Here is a 19,342-nt window from a genome sequence, read left to right on the forward strand (position 1 = left end):
ACCAACAATTCGCTACAAAATAAAGATTTTTACTATTGGTTTAAGAATTTTCGAATTACTCGAAGTACTTCATCGGGCTTTTCTGCATGGAGCCAATGGCCAGTATTGGCAATAATATGCGCTTTTGCATTTGGAAACTGTGCTCTAATCGTTGATTGATGCTCAGACGTTATGTAATCGGAGTTTTCACCTTTGACAAACAGGGTTGGAATATCACTACTTGGAAGCGACTGCCAGCCAATGATTTGTTCATAGTTTTGATACAGTTCTTGTACGTTAAAGCGCCAAGTAAAATGCGTTTCTGCTTTGTAGAGAGACTTACCTAAAAATTGGCGGACACCATCTAATTTTATGTGTTTAGCGAGTATGGACATGGCTTGTTGACGTGTCGTGGGTTTTTGCTCGATAACAGCAAATAGACCCGAAAAGACTTGATCGTGACTTCTCGACGGGTAGGCGACAGGGGCCATATCTAAAACGATGAGGCGTAACACAAGATTTGGTGATACTTCTGTAAGTTTCATCGCCACTTTTCCACCCATTGAGTGGCCAATAATTGTTGCACTTTCAGCACCAATGGATTTAAGAGTTCTCGCAACATCTTGAGCCATTACAGCATAATTATGCTCTTCATCATGAAATGATAAACCGTGATTTCGAAGATCTAAACTAATCACTTGATGATCTTCTTTTAGATTCCGAACCAATAAACCTAGATTGTCTAGATTTCCGAATAAGCCATGGATCAAAACGATGGGTTGACCCTGTCCTTCGATTTTATAATTTAAGTAAGTCGACATTTTCTCTTAATACTGTTGGGTTTAGCGTGGAGTATCATCAAAGATCTCGGTATAATCTATAGGAGTTTAAACATAGAGATTGTGAAAAGCGAATGAAAACAATTGAGGTCGATGAAGAACTATACCGCTATATTGCTGGCCAAACTTGTCATATTGGTGAAAGTGCGTCGGAAATATTGCGTCGCTTATTAAATATAGATGGTCAATCTGCAGTATCTTCAGATACAGGCACTACCCAAACCAATGTGTCTCAGAATGAAAACAATGGAGATATAGCGGCTTGCGATACAGTCACTATTGATACTGTGAAGGCGATACGTGAATTGCTTATATCAGATGAATTTGCAGCACAGAAAAAAGTGATTGACCGTTTTATGCTGGTTTTAAGCACATTATGGAATATTGATTCGGTTAACTTTTCTGAAGCAATTCAAGTTAAGGGACGTAAGCGAGTTTATTTTGCTGATAACGAGCAGACACTGCTTGATGGTGGAACGACAACAAAGCCTAAAGCAATCCCTCGTACTCCATTTTGGGTTATTACTAACACCAATACTAGCCGTAAGCAGCAGATGGTAGAACAAGTCATGGTAAGAATGGAATTCCCTGCTGAGTTGGTTGAAAAAGTTAAAAATGCAATCTAACTAATTCGAACGTTCTCTCACTCCGGATTTTAAGCCTCGTATTAATTTAATACTGATGTGAGGATGTTAATAAATAATTTTGATTTAAAAAGGATGTTTTATGGCTATTCACCCACGTGCAGGACAAAAAGCGTTACAAGAAGATCTCAATAATATTCCTGCGCTCGTTTCAAATTATTATTTACTTAAACCAGAACCGAATAATGCAGCTCATAAAGTCGAGTTTGGTACATCGGGACATCGTGGTACATCGAATAAATCAAGTTTTAATGAGCAACACATTCTTGCGATAGCACAAGCTGTAGCAGAAGTGCGTAAAGCGAATGGAGTGACAGGGCCTATTTTTGTTGGTAAGGATACTCATGCTCTATCAGAACCTGCGTTTGCAAGTGTCATTGAAGTATTAATTGCGAATAACATCAATGTCATTGCACAACAAGAGAATGGATATACGCCAACTCCAGGCGTCTCTCATGCCATTTTGACTCACAACCTGAAGAAAAGCGAAAACCTTGCTGATGGTATTGTGATTACGCCGTCGCACAACCCGCCACAAGATGGTGGTATTAAATATAATCCGACTCACGGTGGTCCTGCTGAAGATGCGTTAACTAAGGCAATTGAAGCCAGAGCAAATGAGATTATCGCTAGTGGAATGAGCGATGTAGAGCGAGTGTCTTTTGAAGATGCTAAAGAGTCAGCATTGTATCAAGAGAACGATCTTGTTACGCCTTATGTTGACGATTTAGTGAATGTTATCGATATTGAAGCAATTCAAAAGGCTAAGTTGCATATTGGTGTCGATCCTCTAGGTGGAAGTGGCATTGAGTACTGGCGTCAAATTGCTAAAACTTATGACTTAGATATCACGTTAGTAAACGAAGCAATTGATCCTACATTCCAATTTATGTCGTTAGATAAAGATGGCGCGATTCGAATGGATTGTTCGTCGCCTTATTCTATGGCGGGTTTATTAGCACTCAAGGATGATTACGATCTTGCGTTTGGCAATGATCCTGATTATGACCGTCACGGTATTGTGACTCCAAAAGGGTTAATGAATCCAAACCATTACCTTGCGGTATGTATCGATTATCTTTATCGTCACCGCAGTGAGTGGAAAGCAGAAGTAGCCGTGGGTAAGACTCTTGTATCGAGCGCATTAATTGATCGTGTTGTTGCTGATCTTGGTCGAGAACTATGCGAAGTACCGGTTGGGTTTAAGTGGTTTGTTGATGGTCTTTTCACTGGTCGTTTTGGCTTTGGTGGTGAAGAGAGTGCTGGTGCGTCGTTCCTTCGTAAAGATGGTACACCATGGTCTACTGATAAAGATGGGATTCTTTTGTGCCTACTAGGTGCAGAAATTACCGCCGTAACTGGAAAAAACCCTCAGGACTATTATGAAGAACTCGCTGCGAAACACGGTGAATCAAAATACAACCGTATTCAAGCTGTCGCGAATGGGCCTCAGAAAGATGTGCTGAAGAAACTGTCGCCAGAGATGGTCTCTGCTCAGATGCTTGCTGGCGACCCAATCACGGCTCGTTTAACTCATGCTCCTGGTAATGGCGAAGCGATTGGTGGTTTGAAAGTGACCACAGATTTCGGTTGGTTCGCTGCTAGACCATCAGGTACCGAGGATGTTTACAAAATATACTGTGAAAGCTTCCGTGGTGATGATCATTTAAAACAGATTGAAGTTGAAGCACAGCAGATTGTTAACCAAGTCTTTGCTGACGCTGGATTAGCGTAAGGTTTCATCATTCATTCTATAGAAAATTTTCTATAACAGTTTTCTATACCAATCCAAGAGAGCAGCCATTAGGTTGCTCTCTTTTTTATATTGCTTATTGGTTATCTGGCCACTGCTCTGGAACGACAAACCAGAATCGTCCACGCGAGTCTTGGCAATGTTCAAATTGCCCTGAAACTGGGCGATATAGTTCTTGATGGATAGAATGACCGGTAGCCCAATATGGCTTTTCTAGTTTAAATAGGGGGCTTTCTACAAGCTCAAGTTGAGATTGGTAGCACCAAAACCCATTGATTTGACTCGATTCTAATTCGTAGTCTAAGCATTTTGTAGGAATGGTTTGATCGAGAAATGGGTTTATATATAACCGGCCTTGAAGCAGTACTTTTGGCATAATAGGATGCCAGTTTGGATATTGCTGAACAAAGCTTGGATTCTGGCTCATACTGAGTTGATGCTTCAGCATATGGTTGAGTTTTTTGTCCAAGCGATCATGAGCATTTGGACCATACCAGTAACCATTATGGAATAGATAAAACTTGATCGCCACTTCCCAATGCTGGTATCCACTGAATGGATCATTGATGATAAAGTCGATGGCGCCTAAGGTACGTTTGTTATCATTTATTTGAATCTCCTCGGCCAGTAATTCATGGTGTTGAGACGATTGAAACAGTTCGCTGCATATATGTTGATAAACGAAGCCCAAACGATGATTGCCATTATAATTACTTTCCTTTAATGGCGACATATGAGTAAAAGGGGAAGGGTTGGCGATCACCTGTGTAGGCTTCAATAAACTATTGGTATTGATCACCCAATGGCTAAACTGAGTCAGATCCATAATAACTAGCTCTTGATGATTGAAGGCTGTCATTGTAGCCTGATTTTAAAATCGACTCGACTTTATACTTAAGGCTCTTAGATATGAATGTTATTGAACTTGAAGCGTTGCTAAATGATCACCTCTCACCTCACCTCATTCAGGATTATTGCCCGAATGGGTTACAGGTAGAAGGTAAAGTAGAGGTTCATAAAATTGTTACTGGAGTTACTGCTTCACTTGAATTAATTGAGAGAGCGATAGACTTAGAAGCCGATGCAATATTGGTTCATCATGGCTATTTCTGGAAAGGAGAACCCGAAGCAATCAGAGGGATGAAAGGAAAACGAATTCGTCAATTGATTCAAAATGATATCAACTTATTGGCTTATCATCTTCCGTTGGATATTCATCCAGAACTTGGTAATAACGCTCGTCTAGCTGATTTATTAGATATAGAGGTCCTTGGTGGGTTAGAGAACCATGCACAATCTGTTGCGATGTATGGTCAATTTAAAACGCCAATTAGTGCGTCTCAATTCGCGTTACGTCTTGAGGAAGTATTAGCGAGGAAGCCTTTACATATCGCTTCTCAAAACAGTGATAAGTTACTTGAAAGTGTAGGATGGTGTACTGGAGGAGGGCAAGATTACATTGATATGGCCGCGCAAAGAGGTCTTGATTGTTATATTTCAGGGGAGATTTCGGAGCGAACAACATACAGTGCACGTGAGCAAGGGATTGAGTATTTTGCTGCAGGTCACCATGCGACTGAGCGTTATGGTGTCAAAGCGCTTGGAGAATGGCTATCACAATATCATGGTTTTGATGTGACGTTTATTGATATCGACAATCCAGTTTAACGTGAAAAAAGGAGCGTTAAGCGTTTTAGGTATAGGTACAGCGCAGATTAGTAAGAATGTAATAGAAATAGAAAGAGCGAGTTAAACTCGCTCTTTGGGTATTGTGAATAGAGTATTACGTCTTATTTTTCACGTTCTTCTAAAGGAACAAATTCACGTGATTTTTCACCAGTATATAACTGACGAGGGCGGCCAATACGGCTTTCTGGGTCACTATGCATTTCATTCCAATGTGCAATCCAACCGATAGTACGAGACATTGCGAAGATTACTGTGAACATTGATACCGGAATACCAATTGCTCTTAAGATAATGCCAGAGTAAAAATCGACATTTGGATAGAGTTTTTTCTCAACGAAGTACTCATCAGATAGTGCAATACGTTCTAATTCCATTGCAACATCTAATAGTGGGTCTTGGATGTTCAACTCGTTCAGTACTTCATGACATGCTTCACGCATTACGGTAGCGCGTGGGTCATAATTTTTGTATACACGGTGACCAAAGCCCATTAAACGGAATGGGTCTTCTTTATCTTTGGCGCGTTGTACAAACTCAGGAATTGCATCCACAGTACCAATCTCTTCAAGCATACGAAGACATGCTTCATTAGCACCACCATGGGCTGGTCCCCAAAGTGACGCAATACCTGCAGCGATACAAGCAAATGGGTTTGCACCCGAAGAGCCTGCTAAACGAACAGTAGACGTTGACGCATTTTGTTCGTGGTCAGCATGAAGGGTAAAGATTTTATCCATAGCGCGAGCAACGACAGGGTTTACATCGTATTCTTCACAAGGTGTTGCATACATCATATGTAGGAAGTTGCTTGCATAATCCAAATCATTGCGTGGATAAATGAATGGCTGACCTACTGAGTACTTGTAACACATGGCAGCTAAAGTGGGCATTTTTGACAGTAAACGATATGCGGCGATCTCTCGGTGAGTATCGTTATTGATATCTAAAGAGTCGTGATAGAACGCAGCCAAAGCGCCAACAACACCACACATAATTGCCATCGGGTGAGCATCACGACGGAAACCATGGAAGAAGCTCGCGATCTGCTCGTGAACCATCGTATGACGAGATATGGTCCATTTGAACTTCTCGTATTCTTTGCGATTTGGAACATTGCCATACAACAAGATGTAACAGACTTCTAAATAATCAGCGTTATTTGCTAATTGATCAATTGGATAACCTCGATGTAGCAACACTCCTTTGTTACCATCGATGTAAGTGATTTGAGATTCACATGAAGCAGTGGCTAGAAAACCAGGGTCGTAGGTGAAATATCCATTAGCACCAAGTTTGCGAACATCGACTACTTCTGGCCCCATAGCACCTTGTATAATCGGCAGTTCGATTGGAGCTTTACCTTCAATGTGAAGGGTAGCTTTCTTATCGGCCATAACAATCTCCTATATTTTATTATTTAATCCATCCCGGATGTTTGTGCGCTAAATTCTTAACTCTGCGTTGAGTAAAGTCAATGTTTCTAATTGGATGTGTGCACTCAATTGTGTTTTTAGTGCGAATTAAGTTAAAAATATGTTCTATGTAACAAAAATTGTTACAGTTATTGTATTAGAATGTTGCAAGCCATATATTGGCAAGGAGTTTTTTTGGTTGAAACCCAGATGCTTAAAGGGAATTGAGCAGAGTTACCCTCTATTGATTTATACCTTTATTAGTTTTAACAATTTTCGATAACTGAATCACTAGTTTATGCTTTTTATGTTACTTAATTGTTAAAAATAGTCGTTTGGTAACCAAAGCTTCATCTATAACTATAAATGCTCTATAGAGCTGAGTGAGCAAGCCCGTGAAAGAAAGAAAGTCAAGACCTGTTAATCTCGATTTGCAGACCGTCCACTTTCCTATTACAGCTATCGCATCGATCCTCCACAGAGTGTCAGGTGTGATTATGTTCGTTGCAATAGGGATATTGTTATGGTTGTTATCGATTTCACTATCTTCTCCAGAAGGTTTTCAATCTGCTGTGAATATTGTCGATAGTTTTTTCGTTAAATTGATATTGTGGGGAATAGTAATAGCGTTAGCTTATCATATAGTCGGTGGTATTCGTCACCTGATTATGGACCTTGGTTACTTTGAAGACTTTGAGTCAGGTACTAAAACTGCAAAAGTTGCTTTTGGAGCAACAATTGTCTTAGCGCTTCTCGGAGGAATCTTAGTATGGTAAAGAATATTTCTTCAGTCGGTCGTAATGGGATACACGATTTTATATTAATTCGTGCCACTGCGATTATTATGACTTTATACACACTGTATTTGGTTGGCTTTTTCGCCTTTTCTGGTGATATAAGTTATGCAGATTGGACAGCCTTTTTTGGTGGCACCTTCACTAAAGTATTTACAATGCTTGCACTGTCTAGTGTATTGATACACGGATGGATTGGTTTGTGGCAAGTACTTACTGACTATATCAAATGTGCAAAACTTCGTGGTTTATTGCAACTGCTTGTTATTGTTGTGCTTTTGGGATACTTTTTCTCTGGCTTATTTGTTTTGTGGGGTGCTTAAGTGACTATTCCAGTTCGTGAATTCGATGCCGTTGTTATTGGTGCTGGTGGCGCAGGCATGCGTGCAGCACTGCAAGTTTCTGAGCAAGGTCTTTCATGTGCCTTGTTATCTAAAGTATTCCCAACTCGTTCTCACACAGTTTCAGCTCAAGGCGGTATAACTGTTGCCTTAGGTAACGCGCATGAGGATCATTGGGAGCAACATATGTACGATACGGTCAAAGGTTCCGATTATATCGGTGACCAAGATGCGATTGAGTATATGTGTAAAAATGGACCTGAATCTGTTATTGAATTAGAAAAAATGGGCTTACCTTTTTCGCGTTTTGATAATGGTACCATTTATCAACGTCCTTTCGGTGGGCAGTCAAAGAACTTTGGTGGTGAGCAAGCAGCCCGTACAGCAGCTGCTGCAGACCGCACAGGTCATGCGCTGTTACACACTCTTTATCAACAAAACATTAAGCATAAAACGACGATTTTCTCAGAATGGTATGCGCTTGATCTTGTTAAAAATGAAGATGGAGCAATACTGGGAACAACAGCTTTATGCATGGAGACGGGCGAAGTTTGCTACTTCAAGTCGAAGGCGACTATTCTAGCGACAGGCGGAGCAGGCCGTATTTACGCTTCAACAACCAATGCTCATATTAATACCGGTGATGGTGTTGGCATGGCTATTCGTGCTGGCGTTCCTATGCAAGATATTGAAATGTGGCAATTCCACCCAACTGGTATTGCTGGTGCTGGTGTTCTGGTAACAGAAGGTTGTCGTGGAGAAGGTGGTTACCTTCTTAATAAAGATGGCGAACGTTTCATGGAGCGTTATGCGCCAAACGCGAAAGACTTAGCTGGCCGTGATGTTGTTGCTCGTTCAATGATGATTGAAATTCGAGAAGGTCGTGGTTGCGATGGTCCATGGGGGCCGCACATAAAACTTAAGCTTGATCATTTAGGTCAGGAAGTTCTTGAGTCTCGCCTTCCTGGTATTTGTGAATTGTCGCGAACTTTTGCTCACGTTGATCCTGTTAAAGAACCAATTCCTGTAATTCCAACTTGTCACTATATGATGGGCGGAGTACCAACTCAGGTTTCTGGTCAGGCAATCAAGCAAGATGCTAATGGTCAAGATGTTGATGTTCATGGTTTATATGCTTGTGGTGAAATTGCATCAGTATCGGTGCACGGCGCAAACCGTTTAGGTGGTAACTCTCTACTTGATTTAGTTGTATTTGGTCGAGCGACGGGACTACACTTAGGTGAAACGTTGAAGAAGCAAGCTGAAGCTAAGCCCGCGACTGAAGATGATATTCAACGTTCGTTAGAACGTTATAATCGTTGGGAAAACAGTACTGACGGTGAAGACCCAACTGAAATTCGAAAAGACTTACAGCAATGTATGCAGAATAATTTCTCCGTATTCCGTGAAGGTGATGCGATGGAAAAAGGTTTGGCTGAGCTGAAAGTTATTCGTGAGCGTTTGAAAAATGCGCATTTATCGGATAAGTCGACGGAGTTTAATACTCAACGTATTGAATGCCTTGAGTTAGAAAACCTTATGGAAACAGCGTATGCGACAGCCGTTGCTGCAAACTTCCGAACTGAAAGTCGAGGAGCACATGCTCGCTTTGATTTCCCAGACCGTGATGATGCTCAGTGGTTATGCCACTCTATTTACAATCCTGAGACTGAAAGTATGTCTAAGCGAAGTGTAAATATGGAACCTGTGCATCGTGAAGCATTCCCACCTAAAGCTCGTACGTACTAAGGAGAGGACCTGATTATGAAAATGAATTTCTCTTTGTACCGATATAATCCTGATGTGGACCAAAAACCATACATGAAGGATTATGTGCTTGAGGTAGAAGAAGGCTCAGACATGATGTTACTTGATGCTTTAATCCTCTTAAAAGAGCAGGATTCATCAATTTCGTTTAGACGCTCGTGCCGTGAAGGAGTCTGTGGCTCTGATGGTTTGAACATGAATGGTAAAAATGGATTGGCTTGTATTACACCATTGTCAGAATTAAGTGGTGACAAGATTGTAATTCGTCCGTTGCCAGGTCTACCTGTAATTCGTGACTTGATCGTCGATATGAAACAATTTTACGACAATTATGCCAAAGTGAAGCCATACTTAATTGCGGATGAAGAATTACCTCCTTCTCGTGAAAATTTACAGTCACCAGAAGAGCGTGAACATCTTGATGGGTTATATGATTGTATTATGTGTGCGTGTTGCACAACATCATGTCCTTCATTTTGGTGGAATCCCGATAAATTTATTGGCCCTGCAGGGTTATTAGCTGCATACCGATGGTTGATTGATAGCCGAGATACAGCAACAGATGAACGACTATCTGATCTTGATGATGCATTTAGCGTTTTCCGTTGTCATGGCATCATGAACTGTGTAAGTGTTTGTCCTAAAGGGTTAAATCCAACAAAAGCGATTGGTCATATTAAAACTATGCTGGTCAACCGTTCGATTTAGACAATTTGCAGGCCTTTAGGCCTGCTTTTTTTGAACAGATAGCGCGGCATCTAATTTAGGTAGTCGCAACGTGTTAAAACTACTAGTAAAGGGAATATATGCACAACGGCGTGATGAAGGCATGGCTCGAGTCTTCACACTTGGCTGGCGCCAATGCAACGTATGTAGAAGATATATACGAACTCTATTTAAGTGATCCCGATCTGGTAAGTGAGGAGTGGAAACGTGTATTTGAGGGGCTTTCAGCTCCTGATAATGTAGCTGATCAGCCGCATTCACGTGTCCGTGACTACTTCCGTCGACTCGCGCAAGAGACAAAGCATTACAATGTCCAAGTTAGTGATCCCGATGTCGATGCAAAACAAGTAAGAGTATTACAGCTGATTAACGCATACCGTTTCCGCGGTCATGAGGCAGCGAAGCTTGATCCTCTTGAGGTTTGGCAACGTGCCCCAGTGGCAGAGTTAGCTCCAGAATTTCATAATCTTAATGAAAAAGATATGCAGGATTCATTTAACGTAGGTTCACTTGCCATAGGCAAAGAAACCATGCTGTTAAGTGATATTTATGAATCTCTTAATAAGATATATTGTGGTTCTGTCGGTGCAGAGTATATGCACATGACCGACACAGAACAAAAACGTTGGATTCAACAACGTTTAGAATCTGTTGTTGGCCAACCATCTTTCACTCAGGAAGAGAAAGTTACTTTTCTTGATGAACTTACCGCAGCCGAAGGGTTAGAGCGCTACTTAGGCGCTAAATTCCCAGGTGCAAAACGTTTCTCTCTCGAAGGTGGTGATGCTCTCATTCCCATGACAAAAGAGTTGATCCGTCAAGCGGGTTCACAAGGGATGAGAGAAGTTGTTGTTGGTATGGCACACCGTGGCCGACTGAACATGTTAGTCAACGTGTTAGGTAAGCGACCTCAAGACCTGTTTGATGAATTCGCTGGAAAACACGATGAATCATGGGGAACCGGTGATGTTAAATACCACCAAGGCTTCTCGGCAGACTTCGCGACTTCGGGTGGCGATGTTCATTTAGTGTTAGCGTTTAACCCATCACATTTGGAAATTGTTAACCCGGTTGTTATGGGTTCGGTTCGTGCTCGTCAAGATCGACTAGATGATAAAGATGGAAGCAAAGTGCTCCCTATTACCGTTCATGGTGATTCAGCTATCGCTGGTCAGGGAGTAGTAGCAGAAACCTTTAACATGTCTCAGGCTCGTGGTTATAAGGTTGGCGGTACAGTTCGAATTGTTGTGAATAACCAAGTCGGTTTTACCACATCTAACCCGAGAGATACTCGCTCGACTATGTACTGTACTGATATTGCGAAAATGGTCCAAGCACCTATTTTTCATGTCAATGCTGATGATCCAGAAGCGGTTGCTTTCGTCACTCGAATAGCACTTGATTATCGTAATACGTTCAAAGCTGATGTTGTTATTGATTTGGTTTGTTACCGCCGCCATGGACATAACGAAGCGGATGAGCCGAGTGCGACTCAGCCTTTGATGTATAAAAAAATCAAAAAACATCCTACTCCGAGAAAACTCTACGCAGATGTGCTAATTGAACGCAATGATGTTGACACCGATACGGCGACTCAATTAGTCAACGAATATCGAGATGCACTTGATCAAGGTGAAGTGGTCGTTAAAGAATGGCGTCCAATGACAATGCACTCTGTTGATTGGTCACCTTACTTATCCCATGACTGGGATGAAGCATGGAATGACAAGGTTCCTGAAGAGCGCTTTTTAGAGCTTGGAAAGAAAGTGACAGAGTTCCCTGAAAGCCATAAATTACAAAGTCGAGTACAAAAAGCGTACAACGACCGTATTCTTATGGTGAAAGGTGAAAAACAGGTCGATTGGGGTATGGCTGAAATTATGGCATACGGCACGTTACTTGATGACGGTCATCGTATCCGCATATCTGGTCAAGATTCAGGCCGTGGTACGTTCTTCCATCGTCATTCTGTATTGCATAATCAAGCTGACGCGAGTACCTATATTCCTCTTCGCAATCTTCATGCGAATCAAGGGCCATTTCAAGTGATTGATTCGGTTCTTTCTGAAGAAGCGGTACTTGCTTTTGAGTATGGATATGCAACGGCTGAACCAAGTGGGTTAACTATTTGGGAAGCGCAATTTGGTGATTTTGCAAATGGTGCTCAAGTTGTTATCGACCAGTTTATTTCATCAGGTGAGCAAAAGTGGGGACGTTTATGTGGTCTGACTATGTTGCTTCCACATGGATATGAAGGTCAAGGTCCTGAGCACTCTTCTGCGCGTTTAGAGCGCTATCTTCAGATGTGTGCAGAGCAGAATATGCAAGTTGTCGTGCCTTCGACTCCTGCTCAGGTCTATCACATGATACGTCGACAAGTTGTACGCCCGATGCGTCGTCCATTAATAGTAATGTCGCCTAAATCGTTACTACGCCATCCACTTTGTGTTTCATCGTTAGATGATTTAATGAATGGTACGTTCCAAGCCGCTATCCCTGAAGTTGATACTTTAGAGCCTAGCGAGGTGAAACGGGTCGTATTCTGCTCAGGTAAAATCTATTACGATTTGCTTGAACAGCGTCGTAACAATGAACAGACCGATGTTGCTATTGTGCGAATTGAGCAACTTTATCCGTTCCCGATGGAAGAAGTACAAGCCGCGATCGCTCCGTATGTCAATGTAGAGGGTTTTGTTTGGTGTCAAGAAGAGCCGCAAAACCAAGGTGCATGGTACAGCAGCCAGCATAATTTCCGCGCTGCGATTCCTGCAGGATCAGATCTTAAATATGCTGGACGGTCAGCATCTGCCTCTCCTGCGGTAGGGTATATGTCCGTACACATGAAACAACAAAAAGCATTGATTAATGATGCTTTGACGCTTGATTAAGAACTAGAAGTAAAAGGAAAATACAGATATGACAATTGAAATTCTGGTTCCAGACTTACCCGAATCAGTTGCTGATGCTACTGTTGCTACTTGGCATAAGCAGCCAGGTGAAGCTGTTGAACGTGATGAAGTATTGGTTGATATTGAAACCGATAAAGTGGTTCTTGAAGTTCCTGCACCAGAATCTGGAGTGTTGGAGTCTATTATTGAATTGGAAGGTGCAACAGTGCTTTCCAAACAATTATTGGCGAAGTTAAAACCAGGAGCTGTTGCTGGTGAGCCAACGAAAGATTCAACTGAGAAAACGGAACCATCTCCAGATAAGCGCCATAAAGCATCACTGACCGAAGAGTCTAACGATTGGCTAACGCCAGCTGTTCGTCGCTTGTTAGGTGAGCACGATATCGAGCCATCAGATGTGACCGGTAGTGGTGTAGGTGGTCGAATCACTCGTGAAGATATTGATGCTCACATTGCAGCTAAAGCCTCTGCTACAAAGGCATCGGGAAGTGAAGCTCCAGCAATAGAAGTACCAGCAGCGGCACGCAGTCAGAAGCGCGTTCCAATGACTCGTTTGCGCAAGACGGTAGCGAAGCGTTTGTTGGAAGCAAAAAATAGTACTGCAATGCTAACAACGTTTAACGAAGTGAACATGAAACCTATCATGGATCTTCGTAAACAGTATCAAGAGCAATTTGAGAAGCGTCATGATATCCGTTTAGGCTTTATGTCGTTCTACGTTAAAGCTGTGACAGAAGCCCTTAAACGTTACCCTGAAGTGAATGCTTCAATTGATGGCGACGATATCGTGTATCACAATTATTTCGACATTAGTATGGCCGTTTCTACTCCTCGCGGGTTGGTTACTCCAGTACTGAAAGATTGTGACATGCTTGGTATGGCTGATATTGAAAAAGGCATCAAAGAGCTAGCAATTAAAGGACGTGATGGAAAACTAACCGTAGATGAGTTGATGGGTGGTAACTTCACCATCACTAATGGCGGCGTATTTGGGTCACTTATGTCAACACCAATTATCAACCCGCCACAAGCGGCTATTCTTGGAATGCATAAGATTCAGGACCGCCCTATGGCAGTTAATGGCAAAGTTGAAATATTGCCAATGATGTACCTGGCTCTGTCCTATGATCACCGTTTAATCGATGGTAAAGAATCGGTTGGTTTCCTTGTAACAATTAAAGAGTTACTTGAAGACCCAGCTCGACTATTGCTTGATGTATAGAAATTACACGGTATAAGGTAATTAGCGTTTAGATATCTAGACGGCTAAAAGAAAAAGGACTAGACTTGCTCAACGTCTAGTCTTTCCAAGCCAACTGGTGATGAAAGCAGTAGTTGGCCACTCTTTATGAGTACCCTACAGATGTAAAGCTATATGCCGAAAGCATTGAGCTCTATGGAATAATAATAAACAATGGAATCTCACAATGAATTTGCATGAATATCAAGCGAAACAGCTATTTGCTGAGTTCGGATTGCCAGTACCAGAAGGCTATGCTTGTGATACAGCACAAGAAGCGTTTGAAGCGGCTGGCCGCATTAGCACCGAGAAAAAAGTAGTAAAATGTCAGGTTCACGCAGGTGGACGTGGTAAAGCGGGCGGTGTTGAACTGCACGATACTAAAGATGGCGTAAAAGCATTTGCACAAAAGTGGCTAGGTAAAAACTTAGTGACATATCAAACAGATGCAAATGGACAGCCAGTCACTAAAATTTTAGTTGAAGAAGCATCGAGTATTGCTAACGAGCTATATCTCGGCGCTGTAGTTGATCGTGCTTCTCGTCGAATCGTCTTTATGGCGTCGACAGAAGGTGGTGTTGAGATTGAAAAAGTGGCAGAAGAAACGCCAGAGCTGATTCATAAAGCAGCTATCGATCCTCTCGTCGGTCCTCAAGGTTATCAAGGTCGCGAGCTAGCATTTAAGCTCGGTTTAGAAGGCGATCAAATTAAACAATTCACCAAGATCTTTATGGGCTTGGCAAATATGTTTGCACAATACGACTTAGCGCTTCTAGAAATTAACCCATTAGTGATTACTGGTGACGGTAACCTATTGTGTCTAGATGGTAAGATTAATATTGATTCAAATGCAATGTATCGTCAGCCTAAGTTACGTGAAATGCACGATCCGTCTCAAGAAGATGAACGTGAAGCACACGCAGCTCAATGGGAACTAAATTACGTTGCTCTTGATGGCAGCATTGGTTGTATGGTGAATGGTGCCGGTCTTGCGATGGGTACTATGGATATCGTTAATCTTCATGGTGGTCAACCAGCAAACTTCTTAGATGTTGGTGGCGGTGCAACCAAAGAGCGTGTAACCGAAGCATTCAAGATCATCCTTTCTGATGATAATGTTAAAGCCGTATTAGTAAATATTTTCGGTGGAATTGTACGTTGCGACCTTATTGCCGACGGTATTATCGGTGCAGTTGAAGAGGTTGGTGTCAAAGTGCCAGTTGTCGTTCGACTTGAAGGTAATAACGCACCACTTGGCTCTAAAAAGCTAGCTGAAAGTGGATTAAACATCATTGCCGCGAATTCGCTTAAAGAAGCAGCGGAAAAAGTAGTTGCAGCTGCGGAGGGCAAATAATGTCTGTATTAATTGATAAAAATACTAAGGTAATCTGTCAAGGGTTTACCGGCGGTCAAGGTACGTTCCACTCTGAGCAGGCTATCGATTACGGTACGCAGATGGTTGGTGGTGTTTCGCCAGGAAAAGGCGGTCAGACTCATTTAGGCTTGCCAGTATTTAACACTGTTAGAGACGCTGTTGAAACAACAGGTGCAACGGCATCAGTTATTTATGTCCCAGCTCCTTTCTGTAAAGATGCGATTCTTGAAGCGATTGATGCAGGTATTAAGTTAATCGTTACTATCACAGAAGGTATTCCGACTCTTGATCTTTTAGACGTAAAAGTACGTTTGGATGAATCTGGTGTTCGTATGATTGGTCCAAACTGTCCGGGTGTTATTACGCCTGATGAATGTAAAATCGGCATTATGCCAGGTCACATTCATAAGAAAGGTAAAGTGGGAATCGTTTCTCGTTCTGGAACGCTAACTTATGAAGCAGTGAAGCAAACGACAGACGAAGGCTTTGGACAGTCGACTTGTGTTGGTATCGGTGGGGATCCTATTCCAGGTTCTAACTTCATCGATATTCTTAAGTTGTTCCAAGAAGATCCTGAAACTGAAGCAATCGTGATGATCGGTGAAATCGGTGGAACAGCGGAAGAAGAAGCTGCGGCATTCATTAAAGACAATGTCACTAAGCCAGTTGTATCTTATATCGCAGGTGTGACAGCTCCTCCAGGTAAGCGTATGGGGCATGCTGGCGCGATTATCTCTGGTGGTAAAGGTACCGCTGATGACAAGTTTGCTGCACTTGAAGCTGCAGGTGTTAAAACAGTGAAAAGCCTAGCTGATATTGGTAGCGCACTACGTGAGATCACTGGTTGGTAAGTTGCTCTTTATGACGTCGCTTACTTATAAGTGATAAGCTATTTAAATTAAAGTCCTCCAATTGATTGGAGGACTTTTTTATTGGAAGTCGTTTTACGCAAAGCGATGAACTTGGATTACGCTCGAACTTTAGTTAACTGACTCAAGATAAAGAATAGCGAGGCACTTACGACAACCGACGGGCCTGCCGGGGTGTCAAAATTCCAAGATAATCCCAGACCACATAAAACGGAAAGTGAGCCAATAACAGCAGCATAGATTGCCATCGTTTCCGGTGATGTGGAAATTCGACGTGCCGTTGCAGCTGGAATAATTAGCAGTGAAGTCATAATGAGAGCGCCAACAAACTTCATCCCAATTGCAATTACAGCTCCAATCATCAGCATGAGTATCATTTTCATCAATTCAACATTAACACCTTCAACACTCGCAAGTTCTTCGCTTACACTTGAGGAGAGCAACGGGTGCCATAGAAACTTTAGCAATCCAAGAACCACAAAAACACCTAGCCAGATAAAAATGAGGTCTTCAGGGGTAACTGAAAGCAAGTCACCAAACAAATATCCCATTAAGTCGATTCTAACATCGTCTAGGAAGCTAACGGCGATTAAACCAATCGAAAGGGCACTATGAGCTAGAATGCCAAGTAAGGTGTCATTAGCGAGCACAGACTGACGCTGAAAGAGCACCAATGCCGCAGATAGAATTAAACTACTGCAGATGAGTGCCGCATTAATATTAACGTCAAGTAAGAAGCCTAGCGCTAACCCCATTAAAGAAGCATGAGCAAGGGTATCGCCAAAGTAGGCCATTTTTCGCCAGACGATAAATGAGCCTAGTGGGCCTGAAAGGATAGCAATGCCAATACCCGCGAATATCGAAGGGAGTAAAAACTCAATCATGATGGTGTCCGTGGTGATGGCATCCACAAACATCAGCATCGCCGTGAACAGGTTCGCCCGATAGATCGTGATGGTGATGGTCGTGTTGGTGAGGATAAAATGCCAGACTATCTTTGGTTGTCTGACCAAAAAGTGCAATGTAGTTTGGGTGCTGGCTAATATGCTTAGGTGTACCAGAGCAGCATATATGGTGGTGTAAACAAATAACATTGTCGGTTTTTGCCATCACTAAATGAAGATCGTGAGAAACCATTAATATTGCACAATTAAAACGGACCCGAAGCGTATTGATTAACTCATATAAATCAATCTGGCCCTGTAGATCGACACCTTGAGCGGGTTCGTCCAGTACGAGAATATCCGGCCGTGTGAGAAGCGCACGGGCAAGTAAGACTCGCTGGCTTTCGCCACCAGAAAGAGTGTGCATATTACTGGTAGCGAGATGTTCAGCACCAACCAAACTTAATGCATTCATTATTTCTTGTTCGCTATATTTTCCGGCTAACCGAAGAAATCGATAAACATTTAATGGTAAGGAATCATTGAGTTTAAGTTTTTGAGGGACATATCCGAGCCGTATCTTAGGTAGTTTCGATATGTTACCTGTATCGATAGCCTGTAATCCGAGAATAACGCGTACTAAAGTTGACTTTCCCGCTCCGTTTGGACCGATCAAGGTGGTTATTTTTCCTCGTTCAAGGGCAAAAGAAACATTATCAAGCACCCGTCGTGTTCCAAAATAAACACAAATGCTATCCAGTTCGATTAGTGGTGACATGAATGGAACTCATTTACAATTGTTAATGTTATAATGTAACATTCGGCACTTATTTAGGCTAGCATTCAGGAGTAAGATATTGTGGTAAAAATTCGCGTAATTACAGCGGTTGTTGCTTTATTGTTGGCGATGCCATCATGGGCGATTACGGTACTTAGTAGTATTAAGCCCATTCAGATGATTACCCATGAACTCACTCTAGGAGTTGCTGATTCAGAAGTTCTACTTGATAACAATACGTCTCCTCATGATTATGCGTTGCGTCCATCGGATATAAAGAAAATTCATTCAGCGGATTTAATTGTTTGGTTTGGAAGTGGATTAGAACCCTTTATGGATAAAATCCTAGAAAGTGTTGATGAAAAGAGTGTTTTAACAGTCAGTCAGCTTGGTCACGTAGGTTTATCCCAATATGGTGATGATCATGAAGATGATGGGCATAATCATGGAACATTGGATCCGCATTTTTGGTTAGGAAAAGAAGCTACATTGGGCACCGCCCAAGCCATTGTGGACAAGTTGATCATTTTAGATGGCCAAAATGCTGAGCAATATCGCAGCAATCTACAGCGCTTTAATAACGCGATAGAAGCGTTGGCCCAGACTATAAATACACAATTGTCACCATTTAATCAGTTACCGTACTATGTTTTTCACGATGCTTATGGTTACTTTGAACGAGATTATCAACTTCGTAAACTTGGGCGTTTTACTGTATCTCCAGAAAGAAAACCGGGTGCTAAGACTCTGGTGAACATTAAGCGAACGTTATCAGAGACAAAAGGGGTTTGTGTTTTCTCAGAGCCTCAATTCTCGCCAGCAGTGATCAATACCGTTATGCGTGGTACATCAGCTAAGCTTGGAACATTAGACCCACTAGGGAGTGATGTAGATGTTGCAGATGGTAGCTACTTTGAACTATTAAAACAGTTGGCCGATGAGTTTGAGCGTTGTTTTGCTGTAGAGCAGTAAATGCTATTAGTAAGAAGAAAAACTTACGTGGTATAGCGGGGGAGGCTATACCACGGGCGAAAACCGCCAATATCGAATTCCTTTAAAATGATAGTAATCAGTTTATTGGGCTTCGTGTCGTGAGAACTTATCCCAACGACCAAAAATATAAGTAGACAGGCTAATCTCAAGAATATGTCTACACGCTTACGCATATAGACGTAATTAAGATAAGCCATTTAAATATAGCACCGTATATTGGGTTTATCTGTCTTATTTTCGATACATTTGAAGGTTTTTTATTTTCTTCATCGTGGTAGTTGGAATTTACGTAACCTTTTAGTAGCGCAGTTTTAGCCAACGTTGATTTATCTCAAATTGAATTTCACATT

The 19,342-nt window shown here is 41.9% G+C and carries 17 protein-coding genes; 12 read left to right on the plus strand and 5 right to left on the minus strand.

Features of this window, described 5'->3' with window-relative positions:
- Positions 1-32: 32 nt before the first annotated feature.
- The gene (locus tag ACWU4D_RS07910) at positions 33-800 is read right to left on the minus strand and encodes an alpha/beta fold hydrolase (RefSeq protein ID WP_456050867.1); all 768 of its coding nucleotides are present in this window, start codon (positions 798-800) and stop codon (positions 33-35) included.
- A gap of 92 nt (positions 801-892) precedes the next feature.
- Between ACWU4D_RS07910 and seqA the strand changes: the two genes are divergently transcribed.
- Together seqA and pgm are read left to right on the plus strand one after the other, a co-directional pair.
- Entirely contained in the window at positions 893-1,444 is a 552-nt protein-coding gene (gene seqA, locus ACWU4D_RS07915; RefSeq protein ID WP_456050868.1) for a replication initiation negative regulator SeqA, read from the plus strand.
- Positions 1,445-1,544: 100 nt separating this feature from the next.
- Complete coding sequence (pgm, locus tag ACWU4D_RS07920) at positions 1,545-3,197, plus strand: phosphoglucomutase (alpha-D-glucose-1,6-bisphosphate-dependent) (RefSeq protein ID WP_456050869.1); 1,653 nt, start codon at positions 1,545-1,547, stop codon at positions 3,195-3,197.
- 94 nt (positions 3,198-3,291) lie between these two features.
- Here pgm and ACWU4D_RS07925 read toward each other — a convergent pair whose 3' ends face one another.
- The gene (locus ACWU4D_RS07925; RefSeq protein ID WP_456050870.1) at positions 3,292-4,041 is read right to left on the minus strand and encodes a DUF1853 family protein; all 750 of its coding nucleotides are present in this window, start codon (positions 4,039-4,041) and stop codon (positions 3,292-3,294) included.
- Positions 4,042-4,124: 83 nt separating this feature from the next.
- Here ACWU4D_RS07925 and ACWU4D_RS07930 point away from each other — a divergent pair, with 83 nt between their 5' ends.
- Positions 4,125-4,883: a Nif3-like dinuclear metal center hexameric protein gene (locus tag ACWU4D_RS07930; RefSeq protein WP_456050871.1), complete on the plus strand. Its 759-nt coding sequence runs from the start codon at positions 4,125-4,127 to the stop codon at positions 4,881-4,883.
- Between the two features lie 122 nt (positions 4,884-5,005).
- Here the strand turns inward: ACWU4D_RS07930 and ACWU4D_RS07935 are convergent, their stop codons facing one another.
- Positions 5,006-6,298: a citrate synthase gene (locus ACWU4D_RS07935; protein WP_456050872.1), complete on the minus strand. Its 1,293-nt coding sequence runs from the start codon at positions 6,296-6,298 to the stop codon at positions 5,006-5,008.
- A 401-nt stretch (positions 6,299-6,699) separates the two neighbouring features.
- Between ACWU4D_RS07935 and sdhC the strand changes: the two genes are divergently transcribed.
- From sdhC to sucD, 8 genes are all read left to right on the plus strand, one after another.
- The gene (sdhC, locus tag ACWU4D_RS07940) at positions 6,700-7,092 is read left to right on the plus strand and encodes a succinate dehydrogenase cytochrome b556 subunit (RefSeq protein WP_456050873.1); all 393 of its coding nucleotides are present in this window, start codon (positions 6,700-6,702) and stop codon (positions 7,090-7,092) included.
- Positions 7,086-7,433, plus strand: a complete 348-nt coding sequence (sdhD, locus tag ACWU4D_RS07945; RefSeq protein WP_456050874.1) for a succinate dehydrogenase, hydrophobic membrane anchor protein — start codon at positions 7,086-7,088, stop codon at positions 7,431-7,433. Before sdhC ends, sdhD begins: the two co-directional genes overlap by 7 nt.
- Positions 7,434-9,200, plus strand: a complete 1,767-nt coding sequence (gene sdhA, locus ACWU4D_RS07950) for a succinate dehydrogenase flavoprotein subunit (protein ID WP_456050875.1) — start codon at positions 7,434-7,436, stop codon at positions 9,198-9,200. It begins immediately after the preceding gene.
- Positions 9,201-9,215: 15 nt separating this feature from the next.
- Positions 9,216-9,926 (plus strand): succinate dehydrogenase iron-sulfur subunit, encoded by a 711-nt coding sequence (locus tag ACWU4D_RS07955; protein WP_456050876.1) that lies wholly within the window; start codon positions 9,216-9,218, stop codon positions 9,924-9,926.
- 98 nt (positions 9,927-10,024) lie between these two features.
- On the plus strand, positions 10,025-12,832 hold the full coding sequence (sucA, locus tag ACWU4D_RS07960) for a 2-oxoglutarate dehydrogenase E1 component (RefSeq protein WP_456050877.1): 2,808 nt from the start codon (positions 10,025-10,027) through the stop codon (positions 12,830-12,832).
- A 28-nt stretch (positions 12,833-12,860) separates the two neighbouring features.
- A complete protein-coding gene (gene odhB / locus ACWU4D_RS07965) occupies positions 12,861-14,075 on the plus strand; it encodes a 2-oxoglutarate dehydrogenase complex dihydrolipoyllysine-residue succinyltransferase (protein WP_456050878.1) in 1,215 nt (404 codons plus the stop codon).
- A 205-nt stretch (positions 14,076-14,280) separates the two neighbouring features.
- Positions 14,281-15,447: an ADP-forming succinate--CoA ligase subunit beta gene (gene sucC, locus ACWU4D_RS07970; RefSeq protein WP_456050879.1), complete on the plus strand. Its 1,167-nt coding sequence runs from the start codon at positions 14,281-14,283 to the stop codon at positions 15,445-15,447.
- Positions 15,447-16,319, plus strand: a complete 873-nt coding sequence (sucD, locus tag ACWU4D_RS07975) for a succinate--CoA ligase subunit alpha (RefSeq protein WP_456050880.1) — start codon at positions 15,447-15,449, stop codon at positions 16,317-16,319. The genes sucC and sucD overlap by 1 nt, the downstream gene beginning before the upstream one ends.
- A gap of 116 nt (positions 16,320-16,435) precedes the next feature.
- Here the strand turns inward: sucD and znuB are convergent, their stop codons facing one another.
- The gene (gene znuB / locus ACWU4D_RS07980; RefSeq protein ID WP_456050881.1) at positions 16,436-17,221 is read right to left on the minus strand and encodes a zinc ABC transporter permease subunit ZnuB; all 786 of its coding nucleotides are present in this window, start codon (positions 17,219-17,221) and stop codon (positions 16,436-16,438) included.
- On the minus strand, positions 17,214-17,999 hold the full coding sequence (znuC, locus tag ACWU4D_RS07985; protein ID WP_456050882.1) for a zinc ABC transporter ATP-binding protein ZnuC: 786 nt from the start codon (positions 17,997-17,999) through the stop codon (positions 17,214-17,216). Before znuC ends, znuB begins: the two co-directional genes overlap by 8 nt.
- 129 nt (positions 18,000-18,128) lie before the next feature.
- Here znuC and ACWU4D_RS07990 point away from each other — a divergent pair, with 129 nt between their 5' ends.
- Entirely contained in the window at positions 18,129-18,971 is an 843-nt protein-coding gene (locus ACWU4D_RS07990) for a zinc ABC transporter substrate-binding protein (RefSeq protein WP_456051060.1), read from the plus strand.
- Positions 18,972-19,342: the final 371 nt, after the last annotated feature.

The organism is Vibrio phycocola, from assembly GCF_053850235.1.